At 68.6% G+C, this 19485-nt stretch carries 17 protein-coding genes; 5 read left to right on the top strand and 12 right to left on the bottom strand.

The annotated features are described in order from the left end of the window. Window positions 1–158: 158 nt before the first annotated feature. Together ACWELQ_RS11305 and ACWELQ_RS11300 are read left to right on the top strand one after the other, a co-directional pair. Entirely contained in the window at window positions 159–1610 is a 1452-nt protein-coding gene (locus ACWELQ_RS11305; protein WP_452396915.1) for an amidase, read from the top strand. A gap of 50 nt (window positions 1611–1660) precedes the next feature. After that, a complete protein-coding gene (locus tag ACWELQ_RS11300; protein ID WP_452396914.1) occupies window positions 1661–2365 on the top strand; it encodes an LmeA family phospholipid-binding protein in 705 nt (234 codons plus the stop codon). Between the two features lie 6 nt (window positions 2366–2371). Here the strand turns inward: ACWELQ_RS11300 and ACWELQ_RS11295 are convergent, their stop codons facing one another. Further along, window positions 2372–3919, bottom strand: coding sequence for a flavin-containing monooxygenase (locus ACWELQ_RS11295; RefSeq protein ID WP_452396913.1), 1548 nt, complete (start codon window positions 3917–3919; stop codon window positions 2372–2374). 114 nt (window positions 3920–4033) lie between these two features. Between ACWELQ_RS11295 and ACWELQ_RS11290 the strand changes: the two genes are divergently transcribed. Continuing rightward, window positions 4034–4783: an enoyl-CoA hydratase-related protein gene (locus tag ACWELQ_RS11290; RefSeq protein ID WP_452396912.1), complete on the top strand. Its 750-nt coding sequence runs from the start codon at window positions 4034–4036 to the stop codon at window positions 4781–4783. On the opposite strand, the gene ACWELQ_RS11285 is transcribed toward ACWELQ_RS11290, so the two are convergent. The 11 genes from ACWELQ_RS11285 to ACWELQ_RS11235 form a co-directional block, all read right to left on the bottom strand. Continuing rightward, on the bottom strand, window positions 4784–6409 hold the full coding sequence (locus tag ACWELQ_RS11285) for an FAD-dependent oxidoreductase (RefSeq protein WP_452396911.1): 1626 nt from the start codon (window positions 6407–6409) through the stop codon (window positions 4784–4786). A gap of 11 nt (window positions 6410–6420) precedes the next feature. Next, window positions 6421–7032 carry a hypothetical protein gene (locus ACWELQ_RS11280; protein WP_452396910.1) on the bottom strand — a complete coding sequence of 204 codons (612 nt, stop codon included), beginning with the start codon at window positions 7030–7032 and terminating at the stop codon, window positions 6421–6423. Between the two features lie 25 nt (window positions 7033–7057). Beyond that, complete coding sequence (locus ACWELQ_RS11275; protein WP_452396909.1) at window positions 7058–8032, bottom strand: MlaD family protein; 975 nt, start codon at window positions 8030–8032, stop codon at window positions 7058–7060. Next, complete coding sequence (locus ACWELQ_RS11270; protein WP_452396908.1) at window positions 8029–9099, bottom strand: MlaD family protein; 1071 nt, start codon at window positions 9097–9099, stop codon at window positions 8029–8031. Before ACWELQ_RS11270 ends, ACWELQ_RS11275 begins: the two co-directional genes overlap by 4 nt. Next, the gene (locus ACWELQ_RS11265; RefSeq protein WP_452396907.1) at window positions 9096–10196 is read right to left on the bottom strand and encodes an MlaD family protein; all 1101 of its coding nucleotides are present in this window, start codon (window positions 10194–10196) and stop codon (window positions 9096–9098) included. The genes ACWELQ_RS11270 and ACWELQ_RS11265 overlap by 4 nt, the downstream gene beginning before the upstream one ends. Next, window positions 10197–11210: an MlaD family protein gene (locus ACWELQ_RS11260; protein WP_452396906.1), complete on the bottom strand. Its 1014-nt coding sequence runs from the start codon at window positions 11208–11210 to the stop codon at window positions 10197–10199. It lies immediately after the preceding gene. Then, entirely contained in the window at window positions 11198–12220 is a 1023-nt protein-coding gene (locus tag ACWELQ_RS11255) for an MCE family protein (RefSeq protein WP_452396905.1), read from the bottom strand. The genes ACWELQ_RS11260 and ACWELQ_RS11255 overlap by 13 nt, the downstream gene beginning before the upstream one ends. Continuing rightward, window positions 12217–13200, bottom strand: a complete 984-nt coding sequence (locus tag ACWELQ_RS11250) for an MlaD family protein (protein WP_452396904.1) — start codon at window positions 13198–13200, stop codon at window positions 12217–12219. Before ACWELQ_RS11250 ends, ACWELQ_RS11255 begins: the two co-directional genes overlap by 4 nt. 4 nt (window positions 13201–13204) lie before the next feature. Next, the gene (locus ACWELQ_RS11245; RefSeq protein ID WP_452396903.1) at window positions 13205–14071 is read right to left on the bottom strand and encodes an ABC transporter permease; all 867 of its coding nucleotides are present in this window, start codon (window positions 14069–14071) and stop codon (window positions 13205–13207) included. Next, entirely contained in the window at window positions 14071–14919 is an 849-nt protein-coding gene (locus ACWELQ_RS11240) for an MlaE family ABC transporter permease (RefSeq protein ID WP_452396902.1), read from the bottom strand. The genes ACWELQ_RS11245 and ACWELQ_RS11240 overlap by 1 nt, the downstream gene beginning before the upstream one ends. Window positions 14920–15097: 178 nt before the next feature. Next, entirely contained in the window at window positions 15098–16768 is a 1671-nt protein-coding gene (locus ACWELQ_RS11235) for a hypothetical protein (protein WP_452396901.1), read from the bottom strand. 278 nt (window positions 16769–17046) lie between these two features. Between ACWELQ_RS11235 and ACWELQ_RS11230 the strand changes: the two genes are divergently transcribed. Continuing rightward, window positions 17047–18045, top strand: a complete 999-nt coding sequence (locus ACWELQ_RS11230; protein ID WP_452396900.1) for an AraC family transcriptional regulator — start codon at window positions 17047–17049, stop codon at window positions 18043–18045. Window positions 18046–18166: 121 nt separating this feature from the next. Next, window positions 18167–19408, top strand: a complete 1242-nt coding sequence (locus tag ACWELQ_RS11225; RefSeq protein ID WP_452396899.1) for an FAD-dependent oxidoreductase — start codon at window positions 18167–18169, stop codon at window positions 19406–19408. Window positions 19409–19485: the final 77 nt, after the last annotated feature.

The raw sequence follows: 19485 nt of genomic DNA, 5'->3' as shown, positions 1-19485 counted from the left end.
CGGCAGTGCGGCGCTGGGCACCGGCAGCGCGGTGTCCCCGGTGGCGAGCGACGCCGGTACCGACACCGAGCAATGGGAACCTCTCGCGCTCGGTCCCGCGAACTGACCCGCGAAAAAGGGGCCGCGAGAACACTCTCGACGCGGGTAGCTTCGTCGGCATGGACTGGAGTTTTCTTGCGGCCGAGGAACTTTTGACTGCGCTGCGTGCGGGCGAGGTGTCCTCGGTGGAACTGACCGAGGAGGCGATCGCCCGCATCGAGCGGGACGACAAGGCCATCAACGCGATCTGCGTGCCGGACTTCGAGGGGGCGCGCGCCGCGGCGCGGGCGGCCGATGAGGCGCGGGCCCGGGGCGAGGAGCGGCCGCTGCTCGGAATTCCGGTGACGGTCAAGGAGTCCTACAACATGGCGGGGCTGCCCACCACGTGGGGGATGCCGGACCAGCGGGATTTCGTGCCGGAGGAAGACGCGGTACAGGTGACGCGGCTGCGCGAGGCGGGCGCGGTGATCCTCGGCAAGACCAATGTGCCGTTCATGCTGCGGGATTGGCAGAGCTACAACGAGATCTACGGGACCACCAACAATCCGTGGGATCTGTCGCGCAGCCCGGGCGGGTCCTCGGGCGGGTCGTCGGCGGCGCTGGCCGCCGGGTTCGGGGCGCTGTCGATCGGGTCGGATATCGCCGGATCCTTGCGTGTGCCCGCGCATTTCTGCGGGGTGTACGCGCACAAGCCGACGGTCGGGATGGTGGCGACGCGCGGCATGGTGCCGCCGCCGCTGGCGCCGCTGCCGGTGGATCTCGATCTCGCGGTGGCCGGTCCGATGGCGCGCACCGCACGCGATCTGTCCCTGCTGTTCGACGTGATGGCCGGGCCGGATCCGCTGACCCGCGGCCTCGCCTACGAACTGCGGCTGCCGCCGGCGCGGCACGAGCGGCTCGCGGACTTCCGGGTGCTGATCCTCGAAGACCATCCGTCGGTGCCCTCGAGCGCGGCCGTGCGGGCGGGCGTCAACCGCGTCGCCGACGCCTTGACCGCCGCGGGCGCCCGAGTGGAGCGGCAGAGCGACTTGCTGCCCGACCTCGCCGAGACCGCGACCTTGTATGCGCAGCTGCTGGTCTCGGGCTTCGCGGCCGGTATGCCCGACGACCAGTACGAGCAGATGCGGGCCGCCGCCGCGGCGCTGCCGGAGGACGTACCGGAAGCGGATGCCGTCTGGTTGCGTTCGATGGTGGCCACCCACCGTGACTGGCTGCGGGCCGACAGTCGCCGTGAGCTGCATCGGCAGCAGTGGCGGCGGTTCTTCGCCGAGTTCGACGCGGTGGTCTGCCCGGTCACGCCGACCCCGGCGTTCCCGCACGATCACACCCCCGATCTGGGTGCCCGCCACATCGACATCGACGGTGTCGCTTACCCGTCCGGTCTCCAGACGGCCTGGCTGGGGGTGGCGACCATGTCGGGTCTGCCCGCCACCGCGATCCCCGCGGGCCTGTCGCCCGAGGGGCTTCCGGTGGGCGTGCAGCTCATCGGTCCGATGTACGAGGACCGCACCCCGCTGCGCCTGGCCGAACTGCTCGAGCAGGTGATCGGCGGTTTCCGAATGCCGAGCTAGGCTGCGGGGGTAGCCCGCACGATGGTGGGGATGGCCGAGAGGGTGGGAGCATGCGGACGCTGCTGGTACTGCTGATCGTGCTGGTGATCGGATTGATCATCGGCGACCGGGTGGGGGTCGTGTTCGCGCAGAACGAGATCGCCAAGCACATCCAGACCGAGTACAACCTGTCGGCGCAGCCGCGGGTGTCCATCGGCGGGATTCCGTTCCTGACCCAGGCGTTGAGTGGTTCCTACCACGACATCGACGTCCGGGTGGGGGACTGGAGCGTGCAGAAGGTGTCGGTCGAGGACGTGGACGTCGCGCTGAAGGACGTCTCCGCGTCGATCGGCGACGTGATGAACGGCCGCACTTCGGCCTTCGTCGCGGGCACCGCCACGGCGACCGCCCTGGTCACCTACGACACCGTGCAGACCTACGCGCCGTCGAGCGTGGAGTCGCTGTCCTATGGGGCCGACGGACTCTCGGTGAAGGGCAACTTCCCGGTCGGCGGCGTCTCGGTCCCGGCGACCGTGGTGGTGACGGTGTCACCGACCGACGAAGGCATCGAGATCACGCCCACGGCGGTCAAGACCGTGGCGGGCGGGATCCCGATCCCGTTGGCCTCCCTGCGCAAATCCCTCACCTTCACCGTGCCGCTCAAGCAGCTCCCGCTGGGCGCGAAGCTGACGGGCATCCAGCCGGACGCGAAGGGGTTGAAGGCCACCGCGGTGGCCCAGAACGTGCATTTCAGCGAGGTGCCCGCCAGCAAGTGAGCGGGCTCAGGCCCTCGTATAGCGGTAGTGGTCGAGGGGGAAACGGCTGTTGCCCCACCACATTTCGAGATGGGTGCTGGGCCGGATGGCGGCCACGTCGTGATGGTTGTTGATGTAGTAGGTCCGTGAGGATTCGCAGTCGTTGTTGAGCCACAGCGCGTTCCGATGCCGCCGCAGGCTCTTGTGCCAGTAGCGGTCGTGCGGTTCCTGACGGATCTCGACGGTGGTGGCGCTGCGCTCCCGGGCGGCGGTGATCACGCGGCGGGCATGACGAGCAGTGCACTCGATCATGGCCAGGTAGGAGGCCGCGGCGAAACCGTAGGGTCCGGTGATCAGGAACAGATTCGGGAAGCCCGGCACCGAGACGCCCTGATATGCCTGGAATCGGTTGTCCTGCCAGAACTTTCCGAGCTCGACACCGTTCCGACCGCGGATCGGGAACGGCGGGGTCGCGCCGGTCTCCATGACCTTGAAACCGGTGGCGCAGACCAGCACGTCGATCTCGTGTTCGGTGCCGTCCGCGGTGACCACGGCGGTGGCGGTGATCCTCTCGATCGGGTCGGTGATCAGCTCGACATGGTCGCGGGTGAAGGTGCGCAGGTAGCGGTTGGAGACCGACGGGCGCTTGCAGCCCAGGGCGTAGTCGGGGGCGAGCCGATCACGCAGCTGCCGGTCGTCGACCTGGGTTCCGTACCAGCGCTTGATGATCCGCCCGGTGATCTCGATGATGGGGCTGGTGGCGCGGTAGAACACGCCCGCGGTCGAGACGCCGGTGTCGAAGGTCGCCATCACGCCCAGTCGCACCAGCCTGCGCAGCCCCGGCACCGTGTCCAGCGCCTGCTTCACGCCGCGATCGACGCGGAAGTCGGGCTTGGGCACCACCCAGATCGGGGTGCGCTGGAACACCGACAGCTGCTTTGCCTCCTCGGCCAGCTCCGGAATCAGTTGCAGCGCAGTGGCTCCGGTGCCGATGACGGCGATCCGCTTGCCTCGGTAGTCGTACTCGTGATCCCAGCGGGCGGTGTGCACCACCTTGCCCGTGTACTCCTCGATGCCGGGAATGTCGGGCATGCGCGGGACTTCGAGGCCGCCGATGGCCGCGATCAGGTGCCGGGCGGTGAACGTGCCGCCCTCGGCGGTGTCGATGTGCCAGTACCGGTGGTTCTCGTCCCAGGTCGCGCCCTCCACGCGGGTGTCGAGCAGCAGATGCTCGCGCAGCCCGTACTTGTCGGCGATCTGATCGGCGTACGCCTTCACCTCGTGTCCGGGTGCGAACAGTCGCGACCAGGTCTGCGGTGGTTCATAGGAGAAGCTGTAGTACACCGACGGAATGTCCACGGCCACACCGGGATAGGTGTTGGCATGCCAGGTGCCGCCGATATCGGAGTTCTTGTCCACGATGACGAAGCTCTCGATCCCGGCGCGCCGCAGTTCGACGGCCGCGCCCAGCCCGCCGAAACCGGCCCCGATGATCGCGACCTCGAGATCGGGCTCGGTGTGCGCGGTGTCCTGATCGCGTTGCGCGCGAAGGGGAATCTGGAAGAACGGCGTCATGGTTACGGAACCTATGCCGCGCCGCCGCCGGTCGGTCATTCCTCGCTTGCCAATTGATTGACCGCAACGGACACGCCCCGGGAGGTGCGCCGGAGGATCGGACATGATCGTGGCATGACCGTCGAACACGAACGAGACGACCGGACCCTCGTCATCCGGATGAACCGTCCGCACAAGCGCAATGCGATCGACGCCGAGATGACCGCCGGGCTCGACGCCGCGCTCAATGCCTTCGAGGACGACCCGGACCTGTGGGTGGCGGTGCTGACCGGCACCGAGTCGATGTTCTCGGCGGGCACCGACCTGGGCGCGGGACCGGGTGAGAAGACCGCGCGCGGCGGTGAATACGGGGTGATCCGCCGCCGGATGGGCAAACCGCTCATCGCCGCGGTCGAGGGCCACGCCTTCGGCGGCGGCATGGAACTGGTGCTGGCATGCGACCTGGTGGTGGCTGGCCGCACCGCCACCTTCGGCCTGCCCGAGGTGACCCGGGGCGTGATCGCCACCTGCGGCGGCCTGTTCCGCACCCGCCGTGCGCTGCCGTTGAACGTGGCGAAGGAAATGCTGCTGACCGGTGATCCGCTGACCGCCGAACGGGCGTATCAGCTCGGTTTCGTCAACGCGATCGCCGAGCCGGGTGCGGCCGAACAGTCGGCTCGCGCACTGGCGCAACGGATCTGCCGCAATGCCCCGGTCTCGGTGCGGCAGAGCCTGACGGCGCTCGAACGGCTCAATTCCGCCGACGATGTCCGCGCCTGGCAGGTGACCGAGGCGGCCATGGCCGCGACGCTGTCGTCCCACGACACGGCCGAGGGTGTCGCCGCGTTCCTCGAGCGTCGCGAACCACGGTGGAGCGGACAGTAATCAGACCGCGCGGATACCGTCCCGAGCCTCGACCAGACTCATGGCCCGCTCGGCCATGGCAGTAATGGTGAGGCTCGGGTTCACGCCCACATTCGCGGGAATGGCCGCGCCGTCGCAGACCAGGAGATTCCGGTAGCCGTACACCCGGTGGCGGGCGTCGACCACGCCCGTCTCGGGGGAGTCGCCGATCGCCGCGCCGCCGAGAATGTGCGCGGTGGTGGGAATGGACGCGATCGCCTCCGGCACCGCCGCCCGCACCACCCCGCCGATCCGGTCGGCGATCGCCTCGGCGGCGGCATAGGCGGCCGGAATGATCTGCGGGATGGGGTTATTCGGATCCTGGACGGTGGTGAGCACCGGATATCCGGTGGGCAGGCGGAACCGCACCCGCAGCCGCACCGAGTTGTCCACCGACTCCATGGTGGTGAGCAGCATGGTGCGCCGGGAGGCATGCCGGATGCGGGAGGCGCGGGCGAACCGCACCGGGTGGCGCAGCACCGTGGCGGCGTAATGGAACGGGCGGGTGCGCCGGGTGCCGCGCGGGGTCGCCAGCGTGGTGAGCAGCGACATGAAATCGCCTCCCGCACCGTAGGTGACGGGCTGGATATGGGTGGTCGGGGTCGGGTAGACGCCGGAGGTGAGGGCCACGCCCTGCGCGAAGTCGTAGGTGTCGTCGCGCGCGGTCACCGCGAGAATGGATTCGCTGTTGGTCCGCACCAGCGTCCCGAGCCGCTCCGAGAGCTTCGGCAGGGACCCGGACAGCTTGCAGCGCAACAACAGTCGATTCGTGCCCAGCGCGCCGCCCGCCACCACGACACCGCGTGCGGTGAGGGTGCGCCGCTCGCGCCGCACCCAACTCCCGGTGCGCTCCGTGGTGACCGCGTACCCCTCACTGCCGTCGGCCGCGCCCAACGGCCGGATGTCGATGACGGTGCGCTCGGCCATGATCTGCGCGCCGCGGCGTTCGGCGAACCAGAGGTAATTCTTGACCAGGGTGTTCTTGGCATTGTGGCGGCAGCCGAGCAAGCAGGAACCGCACCGGACGCACCCGGCGCGATCCGGGCCCGCACCGCCGAAATACGGGTCGGGCACGGTCTTTCCGGGCTCGCCGAGGAAGACCCCGACGCGGCTGCGGGCATAGGTATCGTCGAATCCGTGCTCGGCGGCGTACTCCCGCAGCAGAGTGTCGGCGACGGTGTCCTCGGGCAGCGTGGTCACGCCGAGCATGCGTTCGGCCGTGTCGTAGTGCGCGGCGAGTTCGGCGTCCCAGTCGCCCAGATGCGCCCACTGCGGATTGCGCGCGAACTCCGGCCGGCTGCGATACAGCGTGTTGGCGTAGGTGAGCGAACCGCCGCCGACCCCGGCGCCGGTCACCACGAACACATCCTTGAACAGGGTCGGCCGGAAGATGCCGCGCAGCCCGAGCGCGGGCAGGAAGTAGTAGCGCCGCACCTGCGAGGCGCGTTCGGCGAAATCGGTGTCGGCGAAGCGCCGCCCAGCCTCCAGCACGCCGACGCGATATCCCTTCTCCTGCAACCGCAGGGCCGAGACGCTGCCGCCGAATCCGGAACCGATGACGAGCCAGTCGAAGTCGTAGGGCGCTGCCGCGCCGTGGTCGTGTGTCACGGTCGGTCCCCTCACTTGAGCGGCAGCGCGCCGTCGAGGCCGCCGACATCGCTGATCTTCCAGTCGGCATTGCGGTCCACGCTCACGTTGTAGGTGACCGTGGTCTGCGCGCCACCGGGATTCTGGGCATTGGTGGAGGAGACGTTGACGAAGACGTTCACCTTGAACACACCCGCGTTCTCACCGACTACTTTCGCCGCGATGGGGCTCCCGGTGGATGTCCACTTCAACGGGGTGAGCAGATCCTGCAACTTCGGTGCGGTGGCGTCGAACTTGCTGGTCAGCGTAGGTGCGGTGTTCTTCTTCAAACGCGCTACCCAGGCGTCGAAGTCGGCGAAGTTCACCGTGGACGCGCCGACCGCGTAATCGCTGGCCACCTGTTCGGCGTGCGCATTGTCTGCGGTCACCGCGTCACGGTGCGTGAGATCGCCGTGCGCGGAGGCCAGCAGGACGCCCAGCGTGACCGCGGCTACGGTCGGCACCGCCACGGCGGCCGACCACGCGAGGGTGCGCACGGAGACCGCGACGGTGGCCGATTTCGGGGAACGCGTTGTCGGTGTGGGCTTTTCGGCCTCTTCGATCTGTTCGGCCTTGTCGGCCTGCTCGTCCAGCTCGAGGGTCATGGCAGTCTCCCGGTGTCGATGTGGATCATTTGACGGTGACCTGCAATCGCAGGGTGCCGTCGGGGCTGGTGGCGTGCAGCGCCTGGCTGATGAGGCTGCCCAGGTCCAGCTGCCCCAGCAGCGGTGTCGCACTGGCGTAGAGCGGCGTGAGCAGCGGTGCGACGGGCGCGAGTTCGGGTCCGAGCTGCCGCACCCGGTCGGTGAGCTGCTTCAGGAACGGCACCAGGCCGAGCTCATGGTCCGGCCCGTCCGCGAGGAAGGAGTCGGGCATATCGCCCGCCCGGATGACCGCGGCGATGGACGCCGCGACCTCCGACACCCGCGGCCCGAAGTCGGCCCACGGACCCGACGCGCTCACCAATGCCGGTTCCGTCCAGTCCATATCGGTGGCGCGGGACTGGAGGGCCAGCAGCATCTGCCGGATCAGATCGGTACGGCTGAGCAGGGTGGCGGCCAGCAGGTCGGTGGCACGTGACAGCTCGGGGATCACCGCCTCGGTGCCGGACATGGCGCGGCCGAAGGTGTCCACGATCGAGGACAGGGCGGCCGGATCCAGCTGGTGCATCAGCCCGGTGGTGGTCTTGGCGACCTCGGGGATGGACAGCGGTGCGGCGATCTTGGTGGCGCGCAAGGACTGTCCGTCGCGCAGGTAGGGACCCGCGCCCGAGGCGGGTTCGAATTCGATGAAGGATTCGCCGAGCCCGGACAGCCCGTCGATGCGCACCGCGGCGTCCTCGGGGATCGGATAGCGGTCCGAGATCCGCAGTTCCACCCGCACGCCGTCCGCGTCGTGACCGACCGAGACGACTTGCCCGACCTGCACGCCCGACAGCAGCACCTTCGAACGCGGCAGCACCCCGCCCGACTTCGGCACCGTCATGGTGACAGTCAGATCGTGGGCGAAGGGCTGCACGCGGACCACGCCGACCGCGAGATAGCCGCCGCCGAGCATCAGGATCGCCAGGATGCTCGCCAGCGACAGCAGCGAACTCGGTTTCACCGGACCACTCCGATCATGCGCAGGGCCCGCACGATCGCGTCGACGCGGTCGTCGGTGGACAGGGGATCGTCACCGACGGTGACACCGGTGACATCGATCTTCGCCCCGCCCTCGACGAACGGAATCACCTTGTCGCGCAACAACGTGACCAACCGGCTGAGGTTCGAGGGCGCGCTCAGGTCGAGTGGGTTGCCCGCCAGCAGCATCGGCACGAACGTGGTGGCCGCCGCGTCCCCGGCCTGCAGCAGCGGCGCGAACCCGACCAGCGACTGCCCGATATCGCCGAGCGAGCCGACGATGCCGAGGGTGTTCACCAGTGCCTGCACATCGGCCGGAATATCGTGCGCGCCACGCTCACTCAGCAGTGCGTTCAATTCGCGGGGGTTGTCGCGGACGGCGTCGAGGTCGGCCTGGAAGGCGTCGAGGAACCGGTCGAGGACATCGAGATGACCGGACAGGTCGGTGACATCGGTGCCGAGGCGGTCGAAGATCCGTGCGGTGTCGCGGGTGTCGGGCGGCAGCACCGCATTGGACTGGTCGATGATCTCCTGGATCTGGTGCAGCGCACCGCCGCCCACGAAACTGGACAGCCCGACCAGCAGATTCTCCACCTGCAGTGCGGGTTTCGTCTGCGCGACCGGGATGGCGCCGTCGGCGGGAATGGTGGCGGCCCCCGCGTCCGGGGGAGTGGTGAGGCCGATGAAGACATCGCCGAGGATGGTGTCCTGGCGCAGCTGTGCGGTGGTGGCGGCGGGCAGCCGCACCGCGTCCTCGATATCCACGACCGCGTCGATGCGGCCGGGACCGTCCGCGGACGGGTCGATCACCCGCACCGAGCGCAGGCTGCCGATCCGCGCGCCATTGGCCACCACCTTGGCCTGCGCGGGGAGATTGAGCGCGGTGGCGAACTGGATGTGGACCGGATAGGTCGGCCCGGACACCGAGGCCCCCGGCACCGGCAGTGCGGCGGGGTCGATGGCGCAGCCCGCGGGCAGCACCGCCACGAGCGCGGCGCACAGCAGCGTCGGCAGCGTTGTCCTGGTCGGCAGCGGAGATGTCCTTCTCATCGGGCACCTGCCGCGCGCAGGACCAGCGGCACCAGATCCACACTCGCCAGCCCGTTCTCGGCGGAACGGCAACTGCCCGGCAGCAGCGCCTCGACGGCCGTGCACACCTGCCCGGCGGTCTCGGCGGGCAATTGCACACGCGGCGGCGCGTATCCGACCTTCACCTGTCCGGTCGCCGGATCCACGAACTGCCCGAACGCCGACACCACCGCCGGAATCATCTCCAGCAGCTGGCGCAGGGACGCGATCCCGGCGGAAAGCAATTGCAGTTTCGGCACGGCGGCGTCGAGGCCGTTGAGGATGGAGCGTCCGTACTTGTGCGCGATCGTGTTGAACCACGGCATGATCACCAGCAGCGAGTCGACGATCTCGACGGTCTTGCCCCACACCGAGTTGATGAAGCCGATGCCGTCTCCGGCCTGGGTGAGCGCCACTTTGATGTCGTCCCAGTTGAGCGCGACGCTCGAGGCCAGGGCGGCGAAGGCGTCGAGTGCCGCGCCGAGATGGCCGATGGCGGCGTCGGGGTGATCCAGGGCGGTGCCGAGATCCTTGATGAGCTGGTTCAATTGCGGACCGGTGCCGGAGGTGGCCTGATCGAGGGCGCGGACCCCGTCGCGGAGCCGATTCGCCTGACCGGGATCACCGTCGCCATTGAGCCGGGCAGCCAGGGTGGAGAACGCTTCCAGGGTCTGGGTGATGCTCTTGGGTGTGAATGTCTTGGTGATGCAGGTGCTCTCGGGCCACCGGTCCGGGGATGCGTTGTCGCCCAGCACTTCCAGGTCCCGATCGGCGACCAGGGTGTCCGACACGGTGGTGGCGGAGACCGCGCCGTGCAGCGGATGCGCGGCGTCGACGGTGAAACGCACTCGGACCGTGCCGTTCTCGGGTGCCACGCCGGTGACCGTGCCGACCGGAAGGCCGAGCATGGTGACGTGATTGCCGGGATACAGGCCGATGGAGTCGGGCATGATCGCGCAGTACGCGAGGGTCTTCTTCATCGGGTCGAAGGCGAGCAGGTAGCCCGCGAGGGCGACGAGCACCGCCAGCGCGACACCGGCCGCGGTGACGAAGCCCTGGGAGGCGAACAGGCGTCTCATTCAGCACTCCCGTCCTGGCAGCGGGATGCACACGTCGGGGGCGGTGACGGTGATCCCGGACTGGTCGACCGTCACCCCGTTTGCGGTCGCCGCCTGCAACCGAGTCTTGATGTCGCCCAGACTGTTCAGCGCCTGATCGAACCGCTTGCCCAGATCCTCCAGCTGCGGCACCGCCGCCTCGAGCTGGTCGGCAAGCGGTTCGAGTTCGTCGTGCCAGGCCGGTTCGATCCCGGCGATGCGGGCCAGCAGTTGCGCGGTGACGGTGAGCGCGGTGGCGATCTCGGCCTTCTTGGCCAGGCCGTCGGTCTCGAGCGAACCGATCTTGCGGATGAACGTGCCCAGCAGTGAGCGGTTGCCGTTCACGGCGGTCAGGTATTCGTCCATGACCGTCACCGCCCGCGACACGTCGGTGTTCTGCCGGTTGATCAGCCCGACCAGGCCCTGCACGGCGGTCCCCATGCGCCGCAACGCATCCGGGCTGCTGGTCAGCGAGTTCTGTAAGGCGTCGAAGTTCTTGCGAAGGGTGTCGCCGTCGACCTGCTGGATGGGGGCGGTCGCGTCCTGGAGGGTGCGCACCAGGCTGTACGGCAGGCGAACTCGATCGGCGGGAATCGGCGTGCTGCCCAGTGGTTTGTCCCCGGCCGGGAAGGCCGCGACATAGTGGCCGCCGACCACCGTGAGCATGCGCACCTCGAGGGTGGTGCGATCGCCGAGGAAGATATTGTCGTTGAGGGTGAAGGTCATGCGCACCCGATCCGCCTGCAACTCCAGGGATTTCACCGAACCGACGTGAATGCCCGCGATGCGGATCTCGTCCCCGGCCCGCACCGAGCGGGCCTCACTCAGCTCGGCGGTATAGGTGGCCTTGCCCAATGGCAGCACGTATACCGCGGCCGCGGCGATCAGTAGCACGACCAGCACCGCCGCGCCGTAGAGGCCGAAGCGCAGTTCGCGGGATGTGTCGGCGGGCAGCAGTTTCGGCAGCCACCGTCCCGGCATGCTCAGCTTCGGCATATCGACACTCGCTGTCCGCTGATCAGCACCGAGAACGGCGCGGGCACCTCGGCGGGCCCCTTGGCACAGCCAAGCTTGATCTGCCCGGCGGTCGGTCCGGCGGGCGGAAGCAGATTCGCCATCGATTGCAGCAGCCCCGGCAGCCGACCGAGGACATCCAGGGCTTGGTTCGGATCGGGGAACAACAGCTGCAGATCCTTTTCCAGGTTCGGATTCGAATTCTCGGTCATGCCCAGGGTTTCCAGCAGGCTGTCCAGCGGTGCCAGCGCCGAGGGCGCGACCGCCGCGAAATGCAGCAGGCCGTCGAGTTCGGTGCGGAAGGAGGTGAACACGTCCGCGATGCCCCGCAACAGGGTCACCAACTGCGGTGACTTGCCGCCGATCTGATCGGAGATGGCCTGCAAATTGGACAGGATCAGCGACAGCACCGCCTGCTTGTCGCTGACGTACCGGCTGAGCTGCTCGAAGGCGTCCAGCGCGGGGCCGATGCCGTGGCCGTCACCCTGGATCACGGCCAGCACGCTCGTGGTGAACTGGTTGAGGGCGTCGGGTGAGAACTCCCGCAGCACCGGCTGCAAACCGTTGAACAGCTGCGTGATGTCGAAGGAGGGGACCGTGCGCTCGACGGGCACGGTCGCTCCGGGAGCGAGCCGGTCACCGGGTGAATCCGGCTGCCGCACATCGATATACCGCTGGCCGGTCAGCATCTGATACCGGATCGCCAGGCCGCTCGCGGCATAGAACGGCCGATCCCGGCTCACCGTGAAGCTCACCGCGGCGCGCGTCCCGTGCAGCGCGATCGCGGTAACCTTGCCGACCTGCACGCCGAACATGCGCACATCGTCACCGGTCTTCAAACCGCTCACATCGGTGAATTCGGCCCTGTACGAGACGGTTTCACCGTGCACCGGGCGCTCGATGGCCGTGATCACCACGACCAGCAGCACGATCATGGCCGCTGCGAACACGCTCAGCCGCCACAGCACGCCGCCCGGGCCAGGCCGCTTCATCGCCCGGCTCCCAACAGGTTCACGGCCACCCGCAGCGCCGGTCCGTCCGGGGTATCGGCGAACATGCGCTGCACCCGGTCGATGGTCTCGGTGAGCTGCGCGTGCGATGTGGCCGGATCCGGGACCGTGTCCGCCATCGCCTGCACGACCCGCGCGAGCGGATCGGTGAAGCCGCCGAAGTTCTGGTGCAGCGTGTCGAAAGTCGAGGCCAGCCCCTTCAGCACACCCTCGCGCAGCATGGTGATCGAGGCGTCGTAGCGGTCGCGATCCTGCTGGAAGACCTCAATATCCATGATCGCCTTGGCCAATTTGAAAGTCGCCGAGGTGAATTCACCGAAACCGTGGAAGAACCCGGCGTACTGGCCCAGCAGATACGAGGACGGATACTGCTGGGTGTCGGCCACCGCCCGGCTCAAGGTCACCACCGCCCGCAGCACCGGGGTGAAGGCGTGCAGGTCGGTCCCGATCTGGGTGAGCAGGCTGGTCAGCTGCGGCGTCAGCACCTCGGTGGAGGTCTGGGTCAGCGACCGCAGCAACGCGCCCATGGTCACATCGCTGACCCGGCCCGCCATATCGATCACCTGACCGTCGCGCAGCGGGCCGCCGCCGGGCGCGCCGTGCACGGCCACCGTGGCGATGCCGAACAGATTCTCCGGCGCGTAATCCACGCTGAGCGCGTCGGTCAGGCCGCGGGTCTGCGCCGGATCCAGGTCCAGGGTCAGCAGTTGCCGTCCCGCGTCGGGCCGCACCTCGGCGATGCGGCCGATGGCCACCCCGTCGAAACGCACGGAAGTGCCGGGCGCGATGCCCTCCCCGATCTGCTCGGTGCGCAACTGGATTCGCAACCGCGGACCGGTGGCGCGCTGGTCGAGCATCGACCACGACACCACCGCGGCGGCGACCAGCAGAACGGCGAGCACCCCGAGCAGGCGGGATCGGCCGGGGCCGGTGCGCACGCCGGGAATCGCATAGTTGGGCATAGACCTATCCCGGGAATTCGATCGCGGAGTTGATGCCCCACAGCAGCAGGGTCAGCACCATGTCCAGGCCGATGATGGCCACGAAACTGGCGCGCACCGCGCGACCGGAGGCGATGCCGACACCCTCCGGCCCGCCCGCGGCGAAAAAGCCGTAGAAGCAGTGGATCAGGATCACCGCGACACCGAAGACGAGGATCTTCACGACCGCCGCGAGAATGTCGTAGCCGCTGGTGAACTGGAAGAAATAATGGTCGTAGACGCCCGCGGCCTGGCCGTGCAGCAGCACGATCACCGTCGAGCACGACAGGTAGGACAGGATCAGGGCGATCAGGAAGGTCGGCACGATCGCCACCGCGCCCGCGATGACCCGGGTGCTGACCACGAACGGCACCGAGCGCAGGCCGAGGGATTCCAGTGCGTCGATCTCCTCGGAGATGCGCATGGCCCCGATCTCGGCGGTCATCCGGCAGCCCGCCTGCGCGGCGAACCCGATGGCCGCCGCGATCGGGCCCAACTCCCGGGTATTGGCGAACGCCGATACCACACCCGACACCGAGCCCAGGCCGATCAGATTCAAGGCGGCGAAGGCTTGGATGCCCACGCCGGCACCGATCGACAGGCCCAGCACCACCAGCATGGGCACGGTGCCGCCGCCGACGATCAACGAGCCACGGCCCCAGGTCATATCGGTGATCGCGCGCAGCGTCTCGCCGCGATAACGGCGCAGCGTCAACGGGATTCCGGCGAGGGCTTGCAGGATGAAGCCGAGCATGAACCCGGCGTTCTCCAGCGGGGCCAGCAGGCGGCCGCGGTGGCGGGTCAGCCGGTGGATGGTCCGAAGCCCTTGGGGCACATACGGTGTCGCGGTCATCACGCCACCCGCATCGGCAGGAACATGGCCACGACCTGGGTGAAGACGAGGTTCATCACGATGATCGCGGCGACGGACAGCACGACTGCCGCGTTCACGCCGTCGGCCACGCCGCGCGGCCCGCCGCGCGCCTCCAGCCCGCGCTGGCAGGCGACGATCACCACCACGAACCCGAACACCACCGCCTTGCCGAGGGAGATCCAGACATCGGTCACCACCGTGAACGCGCCGAAGGTGGCCCAGTAGCTGCCGGGAGTCACGTTCTGCGCGCCGATCGCCACCACATATCCGGCGATCACACCGACGAAGATGACGAGAATATTGAGCAGCGGAGCCACCAGGACCATGGCCGCCACGCGGGGAATGACCAGGCGGCGTACGGGATCGATGCCCATCACGCGTAGCGCGTCGATCTCTTCGCGGACGGTGCGTGCGCCGAGGTCGGAGGCGATGGCGGAGGCTCCGGCGCCGCCGAGTAGCAGTCCGGTGGCGATGGGTGCGCCCTGTTGGATGACGCCGAGCCCGCCCGCCGCGCCGATCAGCGAGTCCGCGCCCAGTTGGTGGATGAGGTTGCCGACCTGGACCGAGACCACGACCCCGAACGGCACCGCCATCAGGATCGCGGGAATCGCGGTCACCGTGATGAGATACCAAGCCTGGGAGAGCATTTCGCGCCACTGGAAGCGACGGGCCAGCACGTCGGTGGCGCCGCCGTGCAAGGCTTCGACGCCCAGTTCGACCGTTCGTCCGAACGTGCGCAGGCTCGACAGTGCGATCCCGGTGACATTCGCGCGCAGGATCCCCGCGGCCGAAACCGGTGACGGGACAAGCGGGCCCGCATCACGCATCTACTGATTCCTCCCTGCGCCCGCCGCGCCGGCGAGTGCGAAATCTCCCGGGGGTGAAGGCTTTTCTGCACGCTATGCAGCGGTGGAACCGCTGCCCATGGCACCGCCGGACAGGCGGTTGACAGTTTCCGTCGGGGCATATGTCGGGGGCATATCGAGGGCGTATGCCGGCGGCGCATCAGGACGCGATCGTGACCGAGGCCAGCGTCGACCGGACGAAGTCGGTCAGATGCGTCGCGATCGGTTCCGGACTGCCGTCGGCGCGCGGATCGGCCCCGGCCGCCAGATCGCAGTGCAGATAGCCGGGAAACCAGTGCACATTCTCTTCTGGATACACGCCCAGCCCGGCGATCACCTGCGTAAAACTGGACCCGCCCATCAGATTCACGAAAGGCAGTCGCGCGGCGCCCCGTTCGTGCCGGATCGACGCGAGCGAACCGGTGCGGCACCCGGCCATGGTGGCGAAGGCGTCGAGGGGCTGCCGGACCGGGAAATAGTCCTCGAACACATTCAGCCGCCCACCCGCCAGGATCCCGGCCAGCTCCGCCAGGCTGACCACCTCGCTGTCGCCGGTGGCGGCCGGGATGCCGGTGCGCGTGAATTGCGCCGGGGCGTCCGGGGTTCCGCAGCGGTCGTAGTCCCGCCACCGATACAGGGTGTCGAACGAGGTCGGGCTGTAGCGCGGGGCGGTACCGCACGCGGCCTGATACAGCGAGCGCACGCCGCGGGCCTGCCCCGCCTCGAAGGAGAGCGGGAAGGTCCGGGGCGCGACCTCCGCGCTGTCGAGGGTGCCGCAACTCATCGACAGCACGGCGAAATTGACCGAGGTGTGCGCGCCGCCGAGCAATCCGAGCACCGCCTGATTGGTGAGCCGCAGCTTGCGGTAATCCGGTGTGCCGGTGAGGAATTCACGCCAGGTGCGGGCGGTGGAGCCGCGCACGATCAGATCCGGGGTGCCGTGCTCGGGCAGCAGCCGCAGAATGTCGGACTCCTCGTCCGGGGCCAGCGTGGCGGCCGCCCCCACCGCGGCGACGATCGCGAAGGTCTCCGCATTGCCCCAGCCTCCCTTCAGGAAGGCCGTGCTGTTGGGCATGAGCCTGCGTCGCATCAGCGCCGGACCACGCTCGGCCGCCCGGCCCAGCGCGCCCACCGGACCGGTCAGCATCCGCCGTCGCTCCAGCCGTAGCGGATCCAGATGCGTGATGGTGTCGAGCGCGATCAGCCCCGCGATCTGTTCGTGCCCGGGGCGGCCGTCGAAATCCCAGGCCGCATAGGTGCCCGCCTGGATCCCGCCGAGCGAATGACCGCCCAGGAACACCTTCTGCGCGCGGGTGTCGGCGTCCGGGATCTCCCGGCACAGCACCGCGTGCGTGTCCTCGACCGTGCGCGCGGAACCGAAGTCGGCCAGGAAACCGAGCTCACGGTCCCGGCGGAACCCGCCGAAGGTGCGCCCACCGACCTCCCGGCCGCGGTAGTAGTAGTCGAACGCCAGGTGATAGTCGCCCTCGGCCATCGCCACTTCGATCGCGGAATGGTCCTCGACCCCGTTGGCTCGCCGATCCAGCACCCACACCTCGGCCCGCACCCCCGCCGCGGCCAGCCTGCGAACGGTATTGCGGCCCAGCGGTTGCAGCGACCGGGCCCCGGCGATCGCCCCGGGCAGCAGCACGATCACGGCATCCGCGCCGGCCGGATCATCCGATGCGGACGCCGCCCGCACCCGCAGGTGCCGCAACAGGTCGCAATCGGCCGGATGCGCCGGTGCCCCCTCCGGCAGCGGGACCCGATGGGTCACCATGCTCAACCGGATGCCGTCGCGGATCTCCAGCTCCTCTTCGACGCGTGTCATCGTCCAACCTCCGCCGTGCTGTTCCGGGTGCCGTGTGCGGTTCCCAAGTGGGTCGGCGCCAGATTATTCATCCGAGCAGGAATAGCTGTCTGACCTCGATGAAAACGGCAGAAAGGGCGAAAGGGGCGGCTGTAAGAGTCAACCGGACCGAAATTACCGCTAACATGCGGCACACCTATCCGGGTAAGTTGTGCCACATTGGCGGGCCGGGAGTCGATGAGGACAACGCGCACATGTTCGACTGGGATTTATCGAGGAACACCTCCAGCGTTCACATCATGACGAGAATCGCGGAGGAACGAGGTATGCCGACGGCGGCATGCCTGGCGGGCACCGGGTTGCCGCCCGAGGCGATGATCGATCCGAATGCCACGGTGACGGCGCGTCAGGAACTGACGGTGGTCCGGAACCTGCTCACCCGCTTCGGTCACGAGGCCGGGCTGGGCGTGGAGGCGGGCAGCAAGTACCACATTTCGCTGTACGGACCGTGGGGCCTGGCCATGCTCTCGAGCCGCACCCTGCGTGACTCGGTCGAGGTGGCGCTGCGGTACGTGGGACTCGCCTTCGCCTTCGGGCAACTGGAATTCGAGGAGACCGCCACCGAGGCGCGGCTGATCCTCGACGACACCGAGGTCCCCGCCGACGTCCGCGGCTTCCTCACCGAGCGGGTGATGACCGGCATCCAGATGCTCGCCCGCGAACTGTTCCCCGGGGGAGTCCCGGTGTCCCGCATGACGTTCCGGCATCGCGGACCCGCCGACACCGCCCGGCACCGGGAGATTCTCGGCCTGGAACCCGAATTCGACGCGCCCCGCAACGAATTCGTGTTCGACGCGGCCTACCTGGATGTGCCACTGCCGCAGGCCAACGAATGGGCCCGCAGCACCTGCGAGCAACTGTGCCGCGATCTGCTGGTCCGCCGCCAGGCCCGCACCGGGGTGGCGGGCGAGGTCCGCGACCTGCTGGTCCGCGATCCCGGCCAGATCCCCGATCAGGTGGCGGTAGCCGCCGAACTGTTCATCAGCCCCCGCACCCTCTCACGGCGGTTGGCCGACGAAGGCACCTCCTTCCGGGCGCTGCTGGACGAGGTCCGGCAGACGCTGTCGGAAGAACTGCTCGACCACACCGACATGACCACCGAACAGGTCGCCGCCCGCCTGGGCTACGCGGAAGCCGCCTCGTTCATCCGCGCCTTCCGGCGCTGGAAGGGCTGCCCGCCACAGGAATACCGCGCCCGCCACGGCCGTTCCCCGCTCCGCGTGCTCGAATCGGCCTAACTGTTCGAACGATTGGCGTTTCAGACAGGAAATGTCAATCGCCCGACCGCGACGGCCCTGTTCGCCGCGGCCCGCACACCGATAGCGTCCCCGGCACATCGGCTGTGCGGAGGTCTGCGACGTGGAAAATTCCCGACCCGGGAACGAGGGCTCGGACGCCCCGAGCTTCGATTTCGATTGGCTCGTCGTCGGCAGCGGATTCGGGGCGAGCGTCAGCGCATTACGCCTGTCGGAGAAGGGATATCGAGTCGGCGTCCTCGAACAGGGCCGCCGCTTCGCCGACACCGACTTCGCCGAGCGAGCCACCCAGCTGCGCCGATTCCTGTGGCTGCCCGGCCTCGGCCTGCGCGGCATCCTGCGGCTCGCGCCCTACCGGCACGCCATGGTGCTCGCCGGTGTCGGCGTGGGCGGCGGCAGCCTGGTCTATGCCAACACCATGTACCAACCACAGGGCGACGAGTTCTACCGGCACCCGCAATGGGCCGAATTGGCGGACTGGCGAACGGAATTGGCGCCCCACTTCGACACCGCGCGCCGCATGTTCGGGGTCGAGCCGTACCAGGGGGAGCGGCCGGTCGACGGTCTCATGCGCGAGCTCGCACTCGAACTCGGTGTGCCACAAGGCTATCGGCACACACCGACCGCCGTCTACTTCGGTGAGAGCGGAAAAACGGTGCCCGACCCGTACTTCGAGGGTGCGGGACCCGCTCGCACCGGATGCGTGCGGTGCGGCCAGTGCATGCTCGGGTGCCGGTACGGAGCGAAGAACAGCCTGCCGAAGAACTACCTCTGGCTCGCCGAGCAGGCCGGTGCCACCATCGTCCCCGAACTCAAGGTGGTCGACATCGTCCCGCTCGGCGACCGCTCCGGGGCCTGTGGCTACCGGGTACGAGCCCACCGCCCCGGACTGTTGCGCACCGGCGCAAAGGAATTCACCGCTCGCGGCATCGTGGTCGCCGCCGGAGCCCTGGGCACCAACGAACTCCTGGCCGCCTGCAAACGCCGCGGCTCCCTCCCCGACCTGTCCGACCGGCTCGGACACGTGGTGCGCACCAACGACGAATCCATCCCTGCCGCCACTACCTCGGGCCGAGAGTCCGACTACCGCAGCGATATCGCCATCACCTCCAGCATCTTCCTCGATGACCACTCCCACGTCACCAACAACACCTACGGCGACGGCGGCGGCCTCCTCGCCCTCACCTACGGCCCCGCCACCACCGCCGCCAGCACCCCCGGTCGCTGGGCCCAATTCCTCCGCGCCTACCCCGGCTACCTCCTCCAACTCCTCCGCACCCGCCACTGGTCCCGCCGCACCATCATCTTCACGGTCATGCGCGGTACCAATCGCCGCACGCCGTAGAACGCCTCGCGGAGCACCAACGGCGTCCACCAGTCGCCGAGCAGATCCATGGTCCGGGCCACCGAGCAGGGCCACCG

The organism is Nocardia sp. NPDC004722, from assembly GCF_053601505.1.
The sequence above is the reverse complement of the archived record's forward strand: the minus strand, read 5'-3'. Positions and strand labels throughout refer to the sequence as shown.

Bases quoted from the DNA above. Each gene is read 5' to 3' on its own strand.
- ACWELQ_RS11305 (WP_452396915.1), top strand. From the start codon at position 159: ATGGACTGGAGTTTTCTTGCGGCCGAGGAACTTTTGACTGCGCTGCGT.
- ACWELQ_RS11300 (WP_452396914.1), top strand. From the start codon at position 1,661: ATGCGGACGCTGCTGGTACTGCTGATCGTGCTGGTGATCGGATTGATC.
- ACWELQ_RS11295 (WP_452396913.1), bottom strand. From the start codon at position 3,919: ATGACGCCGTTCTTCCAGATTCCCCTTCGCGCGCAACGCGATCAGGAC.
- ACWELQ_RS11290 (WP_452396912.1), top strand. From the start codon at position 4,034: ATGACCGTCGAACACGAACGAGACGACCGGACCCTCGTCATCCGGATG.
- ACWELQ_RS11280 (WP_452396910.1), bottom strand. From the start codon at position 7,032: ATGACCCTCGAGCTGGACGAGCAGGCCGACAAGGCCGAACAGATCGAA.
- ACWELQ_RS11270 (WP_452396908.1), bottom strand. From the start codon at position 9,099: ATGAGAAGGACATCTCCGCTGCCGACCAGGACAACGCTGCCGACGCTG.
- ACWELQ_RS11265 (WP_452396907.1), bottom strand. From the start codon at position 10,196: ATGAGACGCCTGTTCGCCTCCCAGGGCTTCGTCACCGCGGCCGGTGTC.
- ACWELQ_RS11260 (WP_452396906.1), bottom strand. From the start codon at position 11,210: ATGCCGAAGCTGAGCATGCCGGGACGGTGGCTGCCGAAACTGCTGCCC.
- ACWELQ_RS11255 (WP_452396905.1), bottom strand. From the start codon at position 12,220: ATGAAGCGGCCTGGCCCGGGCGGCGTGCTGTGGCGGCTGAGCGTGTTC.
- ACWELQ_RS11250 (WP_452396904.1), bottom strand. From the start codon at position 13,200: ATGCCCAACTATGCGATTCCCGGCGTGCGCACCGGCCCCGGCCGATCC.
- ACWELQ_RS11245 (WP_452396903.1), bottom strand. From the start codon at position 14,071: ATGACCGCGACACCGTATGTGCCCCAAGGGCTTCGGACCATCCACCGG.
- ACWELQ_RS11240 (WP_452396902.1), bottom strand. From the start codon at position 14,919: ATGCGTGATGCGGGCCCGCTTGTCCCGTCACCGGTTTCGGCCGCGGGG.
- ACWELQ_RS11235 (WP_452396901.1), bottom strand. From the start codon at position 16,768: ATGACACGCGTCGAAGAGGAGCTGGAGATCCGCGACGGCATCCGGTTG.
- ACWELQ_RS11230 (WP_452396900.1), top strand. From the start codon at position 17,047: ATGACGAGAATCGCGGAGGAACGAGGTATGCCGACGGCGGCATGCCTG.